Origin of the sequence: Orenia marismortui DSM 5156 (assembly GCF_000379025.1) — a bacterium.
Classification (GTDB): domain Bacteria; phylum Bacillota; class Halanaerobiia; order Halobacteroidales; family Halobacteroidaceae; genus Orenia; species Orenia marismortui.
In genome coordinates, this window is the sequence record NZ_KB900620.1 from 239,613 (window position 1) to 256,388 (window position 16,776).

A 16,776-nucleotide genomic window follows, 5' to 3' on the forward strand; every position below is an offset into this window, starting at 1 on the left:
TTTAGAATGCATAATAAAAAATCTAAAAAGTTAATTTTTAATTATACATTATCAATTATACATTTTAGATCTATTAAATTTTTGTAAGCTTAGCATATTTAGTAGCTAATTCTTTGATACCTTCATTAGGAAAAGCAACTGTTATCTTTTCTAAATTATTCTCATAACCCACTGCAATAACAGTTCCCTGTCCCCATTTAATATGAAAGATTCTATCTCCAGCATTAAACTTACTTTCTTGTGAAGTTTCAACTTTCTGTTCTGAATTATCATCTTCTTCATCTGCTCTAAAAAGATCATCTGGAATCTCTCCAATAAAACGAGAAGGTGAATTATATTGAGTTCTTCCATAAACATTACGATAACCTGCATAGGTTAAATATAATCTCTCTTCAGCCCTAGTAATACCTACATAACACAATCTTCTTTCCTCAGCAATTTCATCTTCACTTTCCATAGACCTACTATGCGGAAAAAGGCCTTCTTCCATACCAGCTAAAAAGACTACTGGAAACTCCAATCCTTTGGCACTATGTAAGGTCATTAAGACTACTGCTTCTGCATCTTGGTCTAAATTATCAATATCTGCAACCAAGGCAACCTCTTCTAAGAAATCTCCTAATTTCCCTTCTGGATCTTCTTGATTAAATTCTTCCATTCCAGCTAATAATTCATTGATATTATCGATTCTATTTTTAGCATCATCTGTTCCTTGTGATTTTAAGTTTTCTAAATATCCAGTTGTCTTTAATAAATCCTCAGCCAAAGCTAATACCGATAATTTACCTGCTTCTTCTCTAAGTCCTTTTATAATCTCACCAAATTTTCTAACTTTATTACTGGCACGACTACTAATACTATCAATCTTATCAACTTGATAAACAGCATCTAGTAAGCTAATACTTTCTTGTCTAGCATAATCATTTAAGCGACCAAAAGTAGTAGCTCCAATACCTCTTTTGGGAACATTAATAATTCTTTCTAAACTTATATCATCATCAGGGTTATAGATTAACCTTAAATAAGCTAAAATATCTTTAATCTCTTTACGATCATAAAACTTCAATCCACCAATCATTCGATAGGGGATATCCATTCTTATTAGTGTCTGCTCCAAAATTCTAGACTGAGCATTGGTTCGATATAAGATAGTAAAGTCTTCAAAACTATAATCCTCTTTCTTTTTTAATTTGAGAATCTCTTTACTTATATATCGAGCTTCTTCCTTTCCACTTTGTGCTTTATATAATTTTAAAGCTTCACCTTCAGAATTTTCTGTCCACAACTTTTTTTCTTTCCTGTTAACATTATTACGAACAACTGCAAAGGCAGCATCTAATATTTTCTTGGTGGAGCGATAATTTTGCTCTAACTTTATTATTTCTGTATCAGGGTAATCCTTTTCAAAACTTAAGATATTACTAATATCGGCACCTCTAAAACCATAAATACCTTGATCATCATCACCCACAACACAAATATTTCTATAACGTTCAGCTAATAAATTAATTAATTTATACTGAGCATGATTCACATCTTGATACTCATCAACTAATATGTATTTAAATTTCTCTTGGTAATAATCTAAAACTGCCGGATATTCTTCAAATAACTCTACCGTCTTCATAATTAAGTCATCAAAATCTAGTGCATTATTATCCTTCAATCTTGTTTGATAAACAGAATAAACTTGTCCTACAATTTCTTCAAAGTAATCATTAACTTCAAATTCTTGTTCTGACACTAGTTCATTTTTAGCATTACTAATTCTACCTAAAACAGCTCTAGGATTAAATTTCTTAGTATCTATATTTAATTCTTTTAAAATATTTTTAATTAAAGTTCTTTGATCTGATGTATCAAAGATAACAAAATTGGACTCATATCCCAACTTTTTAATTTCTCGTCTTAAAATCCGAACACAAATAGAATGAAAAGTACTCATCCAAATTTGATTACTATTTTTTGAAATTAAATTCTCAATTCTAGCTTTCATTTCTCCAGCTGCTTTATTAGTGAAAGTTACAGCAAGAATATTTGCTGCTGATACATCATATTTATAGATCAAATAAGCAATTCTATGGGTCAAAACCCTTGTTTTTCCACTTCCAGCTCCAGCTAAAATTAATAATGGTCCTTGATTATGTTCTACAGCCATTTTTTGTTCTTTGTTTAATCCTTTTAAAATATCCATTTTACTCCTCCTCATTAGTTTCGGAGTTTACAAAACTTATTATATCAAAGTTATAATTATAGCAACAAATTCACTCTAACATTATATCTTAAAAAGCATACATTGTCTAATATTTTGGCCAGTGAACAATAGTTATATTATGGCTATATATATAATACCTTTTATAAAGGAGTGATAATAATGAAAAAACTAATTATAATAATGATAACCTTTATTTTAATAATTAGCTTTTTTATTGGTGGAATTATCAGTATTATTTTTAAATTTAAAGAAGAAGCTCATTCAAAAGAAAAAGTTCACCTTCCTAAAATCACTTTAACCGATTTAGAAAATAATAAAATCAGCTTTAATAAACTTGCTCAACCTACTATCTTATTATTCTTTCTTCCACAATCTAAAAGCTGCCAAGAAGAATTAGATATATTAAAAAAGTTCAAAAACCAATATCCTAAGTTGAATATTTTAGCAATTGCTATAGGTAATATTGATCCAAAGAAGATCCAAGAGCTAATTAATCAAAGCGAAATTAATTATCCGATTATAATTGATAAAAAAGTAAAATTAACAGAAAAATTATCCGTTACTGCAATTCCTACCCTAGTATTTTATAATCCCTATGATAAACCATTTATTACTGTTGGACTAAAAGAAGAAACTGAGTTAGAAAAACTTTTAAAAGAACATCTCACATCTCTATCTCTCTAAATCTTAGCAGCTATAATATTCCAAATTATAGCTACCAAAATTCAATAACAATTTAATATATAGTATTTACTATATATTAAATCACTTCAAATATTATTTTTCGACAAAATTAATATTTTGGACAAAAATATTAATTTATCTTAGCAAAAAAAAAGTAAGCTGGAGTTTAAACTCCAGCTTACTTTTTTAAGTAATTGATAATCCCTAAATTAAGCAGTTTCTTCTGCTTTATCAGTCATTTCTCCTAAACATTCTGTACAAATAACTTTACCTTTAAAGTCTACTGTATCTCCTGCATTTCCACAGAAAGTACATGCTGGTTCATACTTTTTGAAGATAATCTTATCGTCATCCACATAAATTTCTAGTGGATCCTTTGTATCAATTCCTAAAGTTCTTCTTAATTCAATTGGAATCACCATTCTACCCAAATTATCTACTTTTCTTACAATACCAGTTGATTTCATAAATATATTCCTCCTTAAATAAGATAAGTTTCGACATTTATTTTGATTTAATTACATTATAGCAATTTATCCAACTTATGTCAATAAGTTTTTACTAAAAAATACTTTTTTTTGCTGTTAAAATATAATTAGTTTTGAAATTAATGGTTTCCGGATTAAATTATGTATGTTCAAAATTAGTTTTACCAAGTAAAGGAAAACAATTATTCTTATAAAATAAAAATAATTGTATTACTTATATTTTTTTACAAGACATTTTTCGACATCTTACGCAAATGAATTATATCAGACCTCCCACACCTTGTCAATCTTTTTCCAGATATTTTTAAATTAATTAAAAAATTAATCTTATACAAATTAATTAAATTCTCTGTGATATTATATCTTTTTATATAAATATATAGTAATAATTAAACACTTTAAAATAAAAAGCTCCTAACTGAAAAATCAGTTAGGAGCTTTTTATCTATTTTATTTTTTTTAAAATATTTTCTGCAATCACAATTCCTGATGAAGAAGCCTGCATTAAACCACGAGTAATACCAGCACCATCGCCAGCAGTATATAAATTCTTAATTTTTGTTTCTAAAGTATTATTAACTTCTAGTCTAGAAGAGTAAAATTTAACTTCTACCCCATATATAAGTGTATGACGAGAATAAACCCCAGGGCATACCTTATCCAAAGCTTGTAACATTTCATCTATAGCCTTTAAGTGACGATATGGTAATACTAGGCTCAAATCACCAGGAGTAGCATCCTTTAATGTTGGAGTTACTAATCCACGCTTAATTCTTTCAGCAGTAGACCTTCTTCCATTGAGGAAATCTCCTAAACGTTGAACAATTACTCCTCCACCTAATAGGTTAGCTAATTTAGCAATATCCTTACCATAAGTAATTGGTTCTTTGAAAGGTTCTGTAAATGTTTTACTAACCAATAAAGCAAAGTTAGTATTCTGACTTTTCCTTGTAGCATGGCTATGACCATTAACTGTAATTAAACCATTGTTATTTTCATTTACCACCTCACCATTAGGGCACATACAGAAAGTTCTAACTTTATCATCGAAAGTGGGAGAATGGTAAATAAACTTAGATTCATAAACAACGTCAGTCAGCTCTTTCATAACAGCTGCTGGCAATTCCACTCTAACACCTATATCTACAGGGTTAATAGTTGTTCTAATACCTAATCTCTGTGCTTCTGATGTAAGCCACTCAGCATTTTCCCTACCTGGAGCAACTACAACCATCTGACTATTAATCTCTTCTCCTTTACTAGTCTTTACCCCTATGATTTTATCGCCATCTACTATAAGTTCTTCTACCTTAACTCCGGTTCTAACATCCACTCCATTCTCTATTAAATGATCTTTCATCTTACTTAGAACACTTTTACTATGACCAGTTCCTAAGTGTCTAATTTTTGAAGGTATAAATTTCAATTCTGCTTTAATAGCTTGATCGTTAATTTCTTCTATAATTTCTTTTGAAGGTCCATATACTTTATCAGGAGCCCCAAATTTTTTGTAAACTTCATCTGCATAATCTATTAACTCAGCCAATCGTTCTTTTCCTATATATTCGTCTAAATGCCCACCAATTTCATTGGAGAGAGTCAACTTACCATCACTAAAAGCTCCAGCTCCACCCCAACCACAAACAATAGAACAATTCTTACATTTTATACAATCTATATCTTTAGATTTCATTGGACAATCTCTTTTTGCTATATCTATACCTTTTTCTAAGATCAAAATATCTAAATCACTTTTTTTAACTAATTCTAATGCAGTAAAAATACCGGCTGGACCTGCACCTACAATTACTAAATCATAATTTTTGGACATCAAATCACCCTTTCATTCAAAGTGAATGTTCGTTTATTTTAAAGCCACCTTAATTATATTACCATAAATTATACTTTATTTCAACATTTAAGCTAATATTTAAGGTATTCTATCAACTAACATTCGTTTTTATTTGAAAGGAGATGCCTCAACAGCTCGATTAATTAGTATTATTAGATAAACATAAAAAAGCCCTACCATAGAATAAACAATATAATTAGACACTAATCCACTCATAATTAAAAAATCATAAACTCCATGCAAAATAATAACCGATATCAACCCTTTATAAATTAAGGAAGATTGCTTTTCGATCTTTGCTTTACCCAAATAATAGCCCATAATTCCAGAAAAAGATGCATGAACTAAACTCGTAATTACGGCTCTAATTAGCCCAACCTGAAATCCAAATACATAGGTATATAATAAGTTCTCCAAAGCAGCAAAACCCAAACCGGCTGATACAGAATAAATAATTCCATCAACTGGTTCATCAAATTCTTCAGAATTATAAATCGTATATCTAATTACTGCAAACTTTGCAAATTCTTCTACTATACCAATTACTCCAATTGTCAAAAGCAATAAGATAAAAAGATTTGATGGGTTGGATATCGATCTAGCAAAAGGAGTTTCTATAAATCCAACAGGAACCACAGCCAAAGCTCCATAAATAAAAGCCTTTAAAACTAAAGCAGCTGGTTCTGGTTCATATCTATCTTTGCGGTAAAAAAAGTAGACCCATAATAGACCAGGTAACAGTGATACAAATAACAACCAAAATATGTTCATCATCTTCCTCCTAGTTTATCTTTTTAACTTCAGTAATTACTGGATTAATTATAAATGCAATCTGGTCATAAGGCTTTATCTGATAATCCTCAACTTCATAAAACCCATTAACTAATATACTATATTCTGATGGTACATCTAATACTTCTTGTAATTTTAATAAACTGATGTAGTCCTTTATTATCATATTAAAACAATCATATCTTTTTGAGCTGATTATCTCTACTCCTATTACCATTTTCTCACCTCATCAATTATTATATCTTAAAGACTGAATTATATTCACAAACCTAAGCTTACTTAATACATAATATTAATAAATAAGTAAAATTGTTATTAAAGTCACTATACTAACTACAACTTCAGCCCCTAAACCAACAAAAAATGGTTTGAGACCACTTTCTTTCATCTTTGAAATTTCCGTTCTAAAACCAACACCAACAAAAGACAACATAAATGCCCATTTGTAAAGGTGCTTAATATTAGCAATATTTTCTTTACTAAAAAAACCTAGAGTTGATAATAGTGACATCAATAAAAAGCCTAATAAAAACTTAGGAAATCTATCCCAAATAAATTTAGCTTTATTCTCAACTTCTTCTGTCACTCCTTGTTTAGCATAATAAAGAGCAAAAAATAAGATTATAATTCCCATTAATGCATTTCTAGATAACTTAGTTATAGTAGCAACTTGACCTGCTGCTTCAGAAAATGCAAAACCTGTTGCCAAAGATTCTGCAGTATTATCAATAGCTAACCCTGACCAAAACCCAAAAGCTTGATCTGACAAATCCATAATTTGGCCTAAAAGCGGATATAAAAATACCATAATTGCTCCAAAAATCAGTATTGTAGCTATAGCCAAACTAGCTTCTTCTTCATCGGCATCTATAGCACCAGAAGCACCAATAATTGCTGATACACCACAAATTCCAATTCCTATCCCCAATAAACTTCCTAATTTATCACTCAGCCCAAATTTTTTAGCCAGAAATTTTACAGTTACTATAGATACTATAATTTCCAACACAACTAGTATTAATCCAATTGTCCCTATTTCTAATATATTCTGTAATACCAATCTAGCTCCTAATAAAACAATCCCTAATTTTAACCATAATTCATAGCTTTCTATTCCTGCTACAAATATTTGGGGCAATTTAATTGTATTACTAATTAGTATTCCTAATAAAATTGCAATTAACACATACTCCATATGAGGAATATACCCTGCTATGATTTTCGAAATATACCCCACTACAAATAACAATATTATACCAGGGATCTTCTTTATTAGTCTAGAAGTTATCAAATTTAATTTATAACTCTTTGCTAATTCTACAACAGACATATGAATCCTCCTTTTTACCAAGAAATATTATCAATTAATCCTAACTTAATTAACAATCCTAAAACAATCCCTATAATTACAGCTATCCAATCGGTAGAAACCCCTATCTTCTCCAGTTCCATTTATTTTCACCTCCTTTATAAAATTATTAATCTCAGCAATAAAATATGAAAAAAACTTTACCCACAGTCATTTGAATATAGGTAAAGTTTAAAATTTTAAACTTAAAAGAAATATTAAATTGGTCATTATCTTTTAGCTACTAGAGATTAACTTTTAGGGTTTACTAATACCTAATCCCTAAAATCTATAGTTGCTTCTATAGTAAATATAGTAATAATTAACAATATAACTAGAATATAATTATTTATGAGGGGGAGATAACATGTTAGAAAAGATTTGGAGGAAATTACTAAAGGGCTTTAACAATAATAAGCAAGAAAAAAACAATTCTTCAATTTCCCAATCAGATTCGGAAAACAAAGAATTTCCTGAAGATATATTCTTTAAAAACAAATGGGAGAAGTTAAAGGGAAGAAAATCTGATCCATTAAATGAAAGACAGAAAAAATTTGTAGTAGAATATTTAAAAGATCACCATGTAGAAAAAGCTGCCATTCGGGCAGGATATTCCAAAAGAACAGCCAATGCAAATGGAACAATTTTATTATCATTAGCCAAAATTAATAATGCTATTAAAAAGGAAAGAAACAGATCAATTAACAAGTGAGCCTTAAACAAGGCTCCTTTTATTTTACTATATTATACTTATTTTTAATCCATCATAAGCAAGCTGAACATTATTAGGCAAATCTTTATTGACACTTTCATGCTCAAGACGATGGGATAAATGAGTAAAATAAGTTTGAGGTACTTCAAGTTTATTTACCACTTCTAAGGCTTGATCAATATTCATGTGAGTTGAATGGGGTTCATAGCGTAAAGCATCTATAATCAGTAGGTCTATTCCTTCTAATAACCTATAACTTTCTGCAGAGATAAAACTGCAATCAGTTAGATATGCCATATTGGCAATCCTATAACCTAATATATCTAACTTACCATGCTTAATAGGTATAGGAACTATGGTGCTATTTTTTATTTCAAAATTTCCACTTACTTGGTGTAAAGTAACCTCTGGAATCCCACCACCTATTTGAAAAGGATTAAAAATATAAGAAAAAACTCTTTTAATTTCTTTAATGGCCCTTTGATTACCATAACAAGGTATCGCTTTCTTTTGTAGCCTATTAATCCCTGTTAAATCATCAAACCCCATCAAATGATCAGCATGAGTATGTGTAAATAGTACTGCATCAATAGTTGTTATATTATTTCTTATTAGTTGTAAGCGTAATTCTGGTGCAGTATCAATCAATAAAGAGCTAGTATCTAACTCTATATAAATAGATGATCTATACCTTTTATTCTTAGGATTATTAGATAAACAAGTAGAGCAACTACATCCTATAATTGGTACACCATGAGAAGTTCCTGTTCCTAAAAAAGTAATTTCCAAAAAAGCACCTCCATTAGAATAAAACTAAAATGAGACACCTATAATAACCGATAATAAGATAATTATCGTTAATACTATAGCAGATATTATTATTAAATCTTTATCAAATTTGATTTCTTGATTATTATCTTTTGTGTTCAGACCATTTTCTATAACCTTATTAGCTTTTATTTTTAATTCAGGCTCAACAACTAAATTACCATATATATTTGGCTTAAATTGTACTAATACATTATATCGATCCAACTCTTGATTAAAGTTAACTTCCACAATTTTACCTGTTAACTCTTTTTGATTATCTCCTAATAAATCAGCAATACTATTAGAAACCTCTCTTTGATCAGTAATTTTAACAAATATCTCATCACCTAAATCCAAGTCATCGATCTTCTTGCCTTTTACTGCTGAAATAACTGGAGTACACTTTAATTCAATATCTAAATTTAATTTTTCCTTAGATGTATTAGAGCTTTCTTCATCTAGCTCAACATCATTTAAATCAACCTCTTCTACTACTTTTAATTCAGGATAGATATTATTAAGTTCTTCTTGATTAATATAAGTAGTAGTCATCTTTAAATTTATCTGTTCCTGTATTATATCTTCAATATTCTCTTTTACTAAACCATTGAGTTCTTCAGTTTGCTCTAAAGTAGCTAGCTCTATCAAGTTTTGAATATCTAAGCTCTCTTTTAGCTTAGATTTAAAATCATCTGCTCGATAATTAGAATCATCATTTAATTCATCAATTTCTCCTCTAAATAAATTATGATTAAGATTAATATCCCAAATATCTTTATTCGATCCTAATAATAAGATCACTTTAGTTAATGCTTGCACTTCAAAATCTACAACAATATTCAAAAAACCATAATTTTTTATCCGACTACCATAACTGAATTTAGCCAAAATAATTAAGTAATTATCCTTAGAATTATTTGAAGACTGTAAATCAACTTCTAATTGCTCCTCTTCTCTGCCTTCTAAAGTAGATTTCATCTCTTCTGTTGTCATATCGCACCAACCTTTTTATACTTTATTAACTTTTATATTCTATAAAAACAATTAAATTCCCCCTTTAAAAACAATCCAATCATCAAAAAACCTCAAGTTTTTACTTGAGGTAAAAGATAATTTTTCAATTGTTGAATGAATATAATAACCCTTTCTCTCTTAAAAAATTAGCCAATTTTTTATAAATTAATAAAGTTAATCCTGAATTAATAAAAGATTTTATAATATTGAAGGGAACTATTCCTGGCAATAATATCTTTAATACTTCTTCTCGTGGAATACCATAAAAAACAGGGGTTAATAATGGATTAGCAATCGACATAACGATAGTCATAGCTATAGAACCCATCACCAAAGCATAAATAGCACCTTTTACTGTATGATGTTTTTGATAAATATAGCCTGCTACTACAACTAAGCTTCCTGTCGCAAGAAAATGCATAAAAGCACCAAAAGGTCCTCCTAAACCAGTAAATATAGCCATCAATAGAGACAATACTATAGTAGCACCTAGTCCAGCACTCGAACCATACAAAAAAGCTATGATCAAAATAGGTATATCCCCTGCTTCATAAAGTAAATAAGGTACTGTTGGGATAATAGGAAACTTAATAGCAACCATAAAAATTAAAGATAATGCTGATAACACACCAATATTAATAATTTTTTTCAAATCCATATTCTTCACCTCTCCTAACCAAGATTGTTAATCCTTATCTTATGCAAGTAAAAATTAATAGAATAAATATTATGATACTTCAGTAATAAGTGAAATCACTTATTACTGTTTAAGTATAATAAAAAGAAAAGACCCTAAGGAAGAATCCTCAGGGTCTTAAATGTTCTAATCTATAATTTCATAGTATCTTCTTTCATCCGGACTATACCGTCGGTACTGGAATTTCACCAGTTCAGCTTAAGCTAGTGGACTATCACCACCGGTCAGGAATTACACCCTGCCCTGAAGACAAATTTAATATTTTATTTTCCTACACTATTATTATACTTAAATTATCAAGCAATCACAAGAAATTTATTTAATTTTAAGTAATATAATAGATGGATAAAGCGACAGTTTCGGAGTTAGGCGTTAGGAGCTAGGACATAGAAAGATCTTACTAACTCCTATGACCTATCACCTAGCACCTAAAAGTGTCTCTTTATCCCCATTAACCGCTACTATCTATATTTATCTGACACTAATCCATTTACTAAAACGCTGGAATAATGTTCCCTTGATATTTTTCAATAATAAAGTCTTTTACTTCTTGAGAATTTAAAGCTTCTGCTAACTTCTTAATTGTAGGGTTATCTTTATCTTCTGTCCTTACTGCTAAGACATTGGCATAAGGTGAAGTAGCGTCCTCTTTAATGATTGCATCCTCAGCTGGTTTTAGTCCTGCTTCAATAGCATAATTGGCTGTAATTACTGCTGCATCGACATCCTGTAAAATTCTTGGTAATTGAGCTGCTTCTAATTCTTTAAACTCTAATTTTTTTGGATTATCTACAATATCAGCAGGAGTAGCTACCAATTCTACATCCTCAGCTAATTTAATTAATCCTGCTCTTTCCAATAATAATAATGCTCTTCCTTCATTTGTAGCATCACTGGGAATTGCTACTAGATCCCCTTTTGATAATTCATCTAAACTATCTATCTTATCAGAGTATAGTGCTGTTGGTGGAATATGTACCTTAGTAACCTCAGTTAAATCTAATCCTCTCTTCTCTTTAAAGTTATTCAAATAAGGTATGTGTTGGAAGTAATTAGCATCTATACTCCCATCAGCTAAGGATAAGTTTGGAGTGACATAGTCAGTGAACTCTTTTATCTCTATAGTAATTCCCTCTTTAGCTAAGATTGGCTTTACTACATTATTTAAAATAGCAGTATGAGGAACAGGTGTTACTCCAATCACTATCTTCTTCTCCATACTAGCTTCCTTTTTACCACAAGCAGTCAACACAATTACAGCAATCAACAAAATAGTTAGAATATTCAGACTTTTTCTCATATATATCTCCTCCTATACTTATAGTCTTATAATATTTTGGCGGCTACCAGCTAAAAGCCAGTAGCCAGGTTAGTCTGTTTAATTAAAATGCAGGTACAATCGCACCTTTATATTTATCTTTGAGATACTTTTTAACCTCTGGAGAATTTAATGCTTTAACTAACTTTTGTAGAACTTCATTATTCTTATCTTCTGCTCTTACAGCTAAGATATTAGCATAAGGCGATTCACTACCTTCAATAATTAATGCATCTTTGGTTGGCACTAAATCAGCCTCTAAAGCATAGTTAGTATTGATAATTGCAGCAGTAACATCCTTTAATACTCTTGGTAATTGAGCTGCCTCTAATTCTTTAAACTCTAAATTCTTTGGATTCTCTACAATATCTACTGGAGTAGCTGTCAAAGCTGCTTTATCACTTAACTTAATCAAACCTTTTGATTGTAGTAATAATAGTGCTCTTCCTTCATTGGTTGCATCACTCGGAATTGCAATTACTGAACCTTCTTCTAACTCTTCAACCTTAGAAATTTTCTTTGAATAAAGTCCAATCGGCTCAACATGAACCTTGGCAATAGAGACTAAGTCTAATCCTCTCTCTTCAGCAAAGTTATTTAGATAAGGAACATGTTGGAAGAAGTTCGCATCAATACTTCCATCACTTAATGCTAAGTTAGGAGTAACATAATCAGTAAACTCTTTAACCTCTAAAGTAATTCCTTCCTTCTCTAATAATCCTTTCACAACATCATTTAATATTTCAGAATGGGGTACTGGTGTAGCACCCACTACAATCTTATCTGCTTCAACACTAGCTTTTTTGCTTCCTCCACATCCAACTACTAATAATCCTACCAATAATACAGATACTAAAACAAGTAAATTTCTTTTCATCTTCTCTCCTCCTCAGAATATTAATTTACAATTTATAATGTACAATGTACAATTAAAAACATTAACTACTAATTTTCTAGAGATTAATTGTAGATTATCAATTGTACATTGTCAATTTGTCTTAACTATGATCTAATTTTCTGGCCAGATAAGTTCCTAAATTTTGAATAATTTGAACTATAATAACTAATAAAACAACAGTTTTAAGCATAATATCAGTTTGGAAACGATGGTATCCATAACGGATTGCTATATCTCCTAAACCTCCTGCTCCAATAGCACCTGCTATAGCCGAATAACCGATCAAACTGATAGCAGTAATCGTCAATCCTAAAACTAAAGATGGTAAAGCTTCTGGTAATAGTACCTTAGTTATAATCTCCCAAGGATTTGCCCCCATTGCTTGAGCAGCTTCTATCACTCCACCATCAACTTCTTTTAATGCTCCTTCTACAATTCTTCCGATAAAAGGTACAGCTCCAATAGTCAATGAAACTACTGCTGCTGAAGTTCCTATTGAAGTCCCTACTATAATTCTAGTAAAGGGAATTAGAGCTACCATCAGGATAATAAATGGAATAGAACGGGTAATATTTATAAAGGTACTTAATATAAAGTTTATAGATTTATTTTCTAGAATATTACCTTCTTCTGTAACAACTACTCCTACACCTAAAGGAATTCCAAATAAAGCACCTAATAGCATTGAGATTGAAACCATATATGATGTCTGTAAAATTCCTTCCCATAATAGTCCACTGTCTTTAATCAGCAGAGACAACACTTCTTTCATCCTCAATCACCTCCACCCTAACTCCTAGCTCTTCAATCAAATATTTAATACCTTTTTCTATTAATGATGAATCTTCACAGGTTAACTCAATAATCAAAGTCCCAAAAGGTGTTCCTTGAATTTTATCTATATTACCATAGAGTATATTAGCATCAATTGCAAAGTTATGAACCAACTCTGAAACCATGGGCTTTCCTGCTGATTCGCCAATAAAGGATACCTTAACCAATCTACCCTTATCTGGATTGGCAACAGTTACCCTCGATAATAGTTCTTCAGGTATATTAGCATTAATAATCCTTTGAATAAACCTCTTAGTAACTTCTGCTTGTGGTTTAGTAAAGATATCAATTACATCACCTTGCTCAGCTAGCTTACCTTTATCTAAGACAGCTACCTTAGTACATATTTCCTTAATAACTTCCATCTCATGAGTGATTATAACTATAGTAATACCTAACTTTTCATTAATTTCTTCTAATAACTCTAATATAGAGTGGGTTGTTTCTGGATCTAAGGCTGAAGTAGCCTCATCACAAAGCAGCACCTTAGGATCATTTGCTAAAGCTCTAGCAATTCCTACCCTCTGCTGTTGCCCCCCACTTAATTGACTAGGATAATTATCCGCTTTATCAGCAAGACCAACTAGCTCTAATAATTCTTTTACTTTAGTAGAAATTTCACCTTTATTCTTCCCTGTAATCTCTAGGGGGAAAGCAACATTATCTGCTACTGTTCTTGATTTAAGCAGATTAAATCTTTGGAAGATCATTCCCATCTCTTTTCTTGCCTCTCTTAATTTTAAAGTGCTTAATTTAGTTATATCTTGACCATCTACAATAACCTCTCCTGATGTTGGCTTCTCTAGTAAGTTAAGACAACGAATTAAAGTACTTTTTCCCGCACCACTTGGTCCAATTACTCCAAAGATTTCCCCTTTACCTATCTCTAGATTAATATTATCAAAAGCAACTACTTCCTTATCTTTGCTATGATAAATCTTTGTTAAATTATTAATCTTAATCATAATACTTCCTACTCTCCTTATTAAAATAATTCCCCTCTTCTCAGCTGATAGAAAAGAGGGGGTTTTATTTTTAATCTCCTTCCTTATCTATCAGGAATTAGCACCTTTCCCTTAATGGGCGGTTGCCGGGTTTCATCGGGCCAGTCCCTCCACCTCTCTTGATAAGAACCTATATAGTCATTCAATTTAAGATTGGATAACAGTAACGAGTGATGAGTAAGCAATTTAGAAGATAAAATTTCTTATCTACTATTTCTTTTTCGTTACTAATACTTTTTTAATTAAATTTTATTTTTTCAGACTTAAAAATATATTCAAAGATAAGCTACTTAAATATAAAAAACTTCTTCTCTTATAAGAGAAGAAGTTTTACCGTCTTCTCTTATCTATCAGGAATTAGCACCTTTCCCTGTAACAGGGGGGTTGCTGGGTTTCATCGGGCCGGTCCCTCCACCTCTCTCGATAAGAGTTACTTATTTAAGTTATTAGTATAATATCAGCTAAACATCTATTTGTCAACCGATTTAGTCGAATTTATTTATGCCAATTTTTTTAATGCCTTACTTAGCTGATCAGGACAAGACGTTCCATTGCGACATTCAATTCCTGCTAACTTATTAGCTACCTCCTTAACTGTCTGTCCTTCTACCAAAGCTGAAATAGCAGATTGATTTCCATTACATCCACCTATAAAGCTTACTTTTTCAATAATATTTTTATCATTAATTTTAAATCTAATCTCTCTAGCACAAACTCCACTAGTTTTAAAAACTTTCATATTTATAACCTCCCTAATTATTAACTTATTAAATTATATCAAAAATTCGAAATATAAATCAACTAATATCAAACATTCTTAAAATATTGAATTGCTGACTGAGTTAAAATAGCTATCCCTAGAGGTAATGCCTCCTCATCAAGGTTAAATTTCGAATGATGCCAAGGATATATCTTTCTCTCTGAATTCTTAACTCCAAGATGCAAGAAAAAACCAGGAACCTCCTTAGTATAACTAGCAAAGTCTTCTCCAGCCATTAAAGGGTTTTTTAATATGATCGACTTCTCTTCTCCAATTATTATTTTGCTCACTTCAGTTACTAAATTAGTCAGTTCTCTATCATTATTCAAAACAGAATGACCAAATTGATAATCAAATCTATAATCACCACCAAAGATATCTGTAACCCCATCAATAGTTTGCTCCATTAACATAGGAATTTGCTCTCTAATTTCAGGATTAACGGTTCGTACTGTTCCTTCTATCTCAATCTCATCAGCAATAACATTATAGCTTTCACCACCGCAAACCTTGCCTATAGTTAAAACTACTGGTTCTACTGGGCTAATCCTCCTACTTACTATAGCTTGTAGATTCTGTACTATATCAGCAGCTATAATTATAGCATCTATGGTTTCATGGGGAGCTGCTCCATGCCCACCTTCTCCCTTAACTATTATTTTAAATTTATCTGTAGCTGCCATAATTGAACCTTCTTTAATGCCAACAGAACCTACTTCAATTTGAGGATTAACATGAATACCCAATATAGCTTCAACTCTGGGATTTTCTAAGACTCCTTCTTCAATCATTGTATCTGCTCCACCAGGGATTTTAGATTGCTCTTCATTGGGTTGGAAGATGAATTTAACACTCCCTTCTAGTTCAGCTTTAAACTTGCTTAATAATTTAGCCACTCCTAACACCATTGCCGTATGAGCATCATGACCACAAGCATGCATCTTTCCTTTATTCCGAGATTTATATTTAAATTCATTCTGTTCCTGAATTGGCAAAGCATCCATATCGGCTCTAATTGCTAAAACTTTATTCCTATTATTACCTTCTAGGAAGCCTACAACCCCAGTTTTAGCTATTCCTTCTTGAACTTCCAATCCTAAAGAATTTAAATAAGCTGATACTAACTTTGAAGTCTGCCATTCTTCAAATCCCAGTTCTGGATTAGAATGAATCTGTCGCCTAATTTTAATAATTTCCTCCTTTATCTTTAAAGCTTCCTCTTTCATCTTTAGCATAAAGATATCACCTCTTTTTCTCATTATATTTAGTGATGTCTAAATTGTGTTTCTAAGTTTTTAGTTTAGGGTTAAAATAAAGTATTTATGCTAAAAAAACAGCTAATTGTGTTAA

17 protein-coding genes and 3 riboswitches are annotated in these 16,776 nt (G+C 30.8%); of the genes, 2 read left to right on the forward strand and 15 right to left on the reverse strand.

Annotation, left to right across the window (positions count from 1 at the left end; genetic code table 11):
- Positions 1–73 precede the first annotated feature (73 nt).
- On the reverse strand, positions 74–2,194 hold the full coding sequence (gene pcrA / locus OREMA_RS0110540; protein WP_018249233.1) for a DNA helicase PcrA: 2,121 nt from the start codon (positions 2,192–2,194) through the stop codon (positions 74–76).
- A 180-nt stretch (positions 2,195–2,374) separates the two neighbouring features.
- Between pcrA and OREMA_RS0110545 the strand changes: the two genes are divergently transcribed.
- A complete protein-coding gene (locus tag OREMA_RS0110545) occupies positions 2,375–2,899 on the forward strand; it encodes a TlpA family protein disulfide reductase (RefSeq protein ID WP_018249234.1) in 525 nt (174 codons plus the stop codon).
- A gap of 209 nt (positions 2,900–3,108) precedes the next feature.
- On the opposite strand, the gene OREMA_RS0110550 is transcribed toward OREMA_RS0110545, so the two are convergent.
- The 5 genes from OREMA_RS0110550 to OREMA_RS0110570 all read right to left on the reverse strand — a co-directional run bounded on the left by OREMA_RS0110550 (position 3,109) and on the right by OREMA_RS0110570 (position 7,361).
- Entirely contained in the window at positions 3,109–3,366 is a 258-nt protein-coding gene (locus OREMA_RS0110550) for an AbrB/MazE/SpoVT family DNA-binding domain-containing protein (protein WP_018249235.1), read from the reverse strand.
- A gap of 466 nt (positions 3,367–3,832) precedes the next feature.
- Positions 3,833–5,218 carry an NAD(P)/FAD-dependent oxidoreductase gene (locus OREMA_RS0110555; RefSeq protein ID WP_018249236.1) on the reverse strand — a complete coding sequence of 462 codons (1,386 nt, stop codon included), beginning with the start codon at positions 5,216–5,218 and terminating at the stop codon, positions 3,833–3,835.
- A 129-nt stretch (positions 5,219–5,347) separates the two neighbouring features.
- Entirely contained in the window at positions 5,348–6,010 is a 663-nt protein-coding gene (locus OREMA_RS0110560; RefSeq protein ID WP_018249237.1) for a PrsW family intramembrane metalloprotease, read from the reverse strand.
- Between the two features lie 10 nt (positions 6,011–6,020).
- The gene (locus OREMA_RS0110565; RefSeq protein ID WP_018249238.1) at positions 6,021–6,248 is read right to left on the reverse strand and encodes a hypothetical protein; all 228 of its coding nucleotides are present in this window, start codon (positions 6,246–6,248) and stop codon (positions 6,021–6,023) included.
- A 75-nt stretch (positions 6,249–6,323) separates the two neighbouring features.
- Positions 6,324–7,361, reverse strand: a complete 1,038-nt coding sequence (locus OREMA_RS0110570) for a YeiH family protein (protein ID WP_018249239.1) — start codon at positions 7,359–7,361, stop codon at positions 6,324–6,326.
- A gap of 385 nt (positions 7,362–7,746) precedes the next feature.
- Between OREMA_RS0110570 and OREMA_RS18395 the strand changes: the two genes are divergently transcribed.
- Positions 7,747–8,091, forward strand: coding sequence for a terminase small subunit (locus tag OREMA_RS18395; protein ID WP_018249241.1), 345 nt, complete (start codon positions 7,747–7,749; stop codon positions 8,089–8,091).
- 27 nt (positions 8,092–8,118) lie between these two features.
- Here the strand turns inward: OREMA_RS18395 and OREMA_RS0110585 are convergent, their stop codons facing one another.
- The 9 genes from OREMA_RS0110585 to OREMA_RS0110625 form a co-directional block, all read right to left on the reverse strand.
- Entirely contained in the window at positions 8,119–8,880 is a 762-nt protein-coding gene (locus OREMA_RS0110585; protein ID WP_018249242.1) for an MBL fold metallo-hydrolase, read from the reverse strand.
- 24 nt (positions 8,881–8,904) lie between these two features.
- Positions 8,905–9,894 carry a hypothetical protein gene (locus OREMA_RS0110590; RefSeq protein WP_018249243.1) on the reverse strand — a complete coding sequence of 330 codons (990 nt, stop codon included), beginning with the start codon at positions 9,892–9,894 and terminating at the stop codon, positions 8,905–8,907.
- A gap of 124 nt (positions 9,895–10,018) precedes the next feature.
- Positions 10,019–10,573 carry an ECF transporter S component gene (locus OREMA_RS0110595; protein WP_018249244.1) on the reverse strand — a complete coding sequence of 185 codons (555 nt, stop codon included), beginning with the start codon at positions 10,571–10,573 and terminating at the stop codon, positions 10,019–10,021.
- A 181-nt stretch (positions 10,574–10,754) separates the two neighbouring features.
- Positions 10,755–10,867: riboswitch (FMN riboswitch) on the reverse strand.
- Between the two features lie 238 nt (positions 10,868–11,105).
- Positions 11,106–11,912, reverse strand: coding sequence for a MetQ/NlpA family ABC transporter substrate-binding protein (locus tag OREMA_RS0110600; protein ID WP_018249245.1), 807 nt, complete (start codon positions 11,910–11,912; stop codon positions 11,106–11,108).
- Positions 11,913–11,994: 82 nt separating this feature from the next.
- Positions 11,995–12,807 (reverse strand): MetQ/NlpA family ABC transporter substrate-binding protein, encoded by an 813-nt coding sequence (locus tag OREMA_RS0110605; RefSeq protein ID WP_018249246.1) that lies wholly within the window; start codon positions 12,805–12,807, stop codon positions 11,995–11,997.
- Between the two features lie 121 nt (positions 12,808–12,928).
- Entirely contained in the window at positions 12,929–13,600 is a 672-nt protein-coding gene (locus OREMA_RS0110610) for a methionine ABC transporter permease (protein ID WP_018249247.1), read from the reverse strand.
- Positions 13,572–14,627 carry a methionine ABC transporter ATP-binding protein gene (locus tag OREMA_RS0110615; RefSeq protein WP_018249248.1) on the reverse strand — a complete coding sequence of 352 codons (1,056 nt, stop codon included), beginning with the start codon at positions 14,625–14,627 and terminating at the stop codon, positions 13,572–13,574. The genes OREMA_RS0110610 and OREMA_RS0110615 overlap by 29 nt, the downstream gene beginning before the upstream one ends.
- A gap of 80 nt (positions 14,628–14,707) precedes the next feature.
- Positions 14,708–14,795, reverse strand: a riboswitch (SAM riboswitch).
- Between the two features lie 211 nt (positions 14,796–15,006).
- Positions 15,007–15,096, reverse strand: a riboswitch (SAM riboswitch).
- A 69-nt stretch (positions 15,097–15,165) separates the two neighbouring features.
- Entirely contained in the window at positions 15,166–15,405 is a 240-nt protein-coding gene (locus tag OREMA_RS0110620; RefSeq protein ID WP_018249249.1) for a TIGR03905 family TSCPD domain-containing protein, read from the reverse strand.
- Positions 15,406–15,473: 68 nt separating this feature from the next.
- Positions 15,474–16,661, reverse strand: a complete 1,188-nt coding sequence (locus OREMA_RS0110625; RefSeq protein ID WP_018249250.1) for a M20 metallopeptidase family protein — start codon at positions 16,659–16,661, stop codon at positions 15,474–15,476.
- Positions 16,662–16,776: the final 115 nt, after the last annotated feature.

Excerpts from the sequence above, each read along its gene's own strand:
- OREMA_RS0110610 (WP_018249247.1), bottom strand. The coding sequence starts at position 13,600 with ATGAAAGAAGTGTTGTCTCTGCTGATTAAAGACAGTGGACTATTATGG.
- OREMA_RS0110565 (WP_018249238.1), bottom strand. The coding sequence starts at position 6,248 with ATGGTAATAGGAGTAGAGATAATCAGCTCAAAAAGATATGATTGTTTT.
- pcrA (WP_018249233.1), bottom strand. The coding sequence starts at position 2,194 with ATGGATATTTTAAAAGGATTAAACAAAGAACAAAAAATGGCTGTAGAA.
- OREMA_RS0110590 (WP_018249243.1), bottom strand. The coding sequence starts at position 9,894 with ATGACAACAGAAGAGATGAAATCTACTTTAGAAGGCAGAGAAGAGGAG.
- OREMA_RS0110570 (WP_018249239.1), bottom strand. The coding sequence starts at position 7,361 with ATGTCTGTTGTAGAATTAGCAAAGAGTTATAAATTAAATTTGATAACT.
- OREMA_RS18395 (WP_018249241.1), top strand. The coding sequence starts at position 7,747 with ATGTTAGAAAAGATTTGGAGGAAATTACTAAAGGGCTTTAACAATAAT.
- OREMA_RS0110620 (WP_018249249.1), bottom strand. The coding sequence starts at position 15,405 with ATGAAAGTTTTTAAAACTAGTGGAGTTTGTGCTAGAGAGATTAGATTT.
- OREMA_RS0110545 (WP_018249234.1), top strand. The coding sequence starts at position 2,375 with ATGAAAAAACTAATTATAATAATGATAACCTTTATTTTAATAATTAGC.
- OREMA_RS0110550 (WP_018249235.1), bottom strand. The coding sequence starts at position 3,366 with ATGAAATCAACTGGTATTGTAAGAAAAGTAGATAATTTGGGTAGAATG.
- OREMA_RS0110555 (WP_018249236.1), bottom strand. The coding sequence starts at position 5,218 with ATGTCCAAAAATTATGATTTAGTAATTGTAGGTGCAGGTCCAGCCGGT.
- OREMA_RS0110595 (WP_018249244.1), bottom strand. The coding sequence starts at position 10,573 with ATGGATTTGAAAAAAATTATTAATATTGGTGTGTTATCAGCATTATCT.
- OREMA_RS0110560 (WP_018249237.1), bottom strand. The coding sequence starts at position 6,010 with ATGAACATATTTTGGTTGTTATTTGTATCACTGTTACCTGGTCTATTA.
- OREMA_RS0110625 (WP_018249250.1), bottom strand. The coding sequence starts at position 16,661 with ATGCTAAAGATGAAAGAGGAAGCTTTAAAGATAAAGGAGGAAATTATT.
- OREMA_RS0110605 (WP_018249246.1), bottom strand. The coding sequence starts at position 12,807 with ATGAAAAGAAATTTACTTGTTTTAGTATCTGTATTATTGGTAGGATTA.
- OREMA_RS0110615 (WP_018249248.1), bottom strand. The coding sequence starts at position 14,627 with ATGATTAAGATTAATAATTTAACAAAGATTTATCATAGCAAAGATAAG.
- OREMA_RS0110600 (WP_018249245.1), bottom strand. The coding sequence starts at position 11,912 with ATGAGAAAAAGTCTGAATATTCTAACTATTTTGTTGATTGCTGTAATT.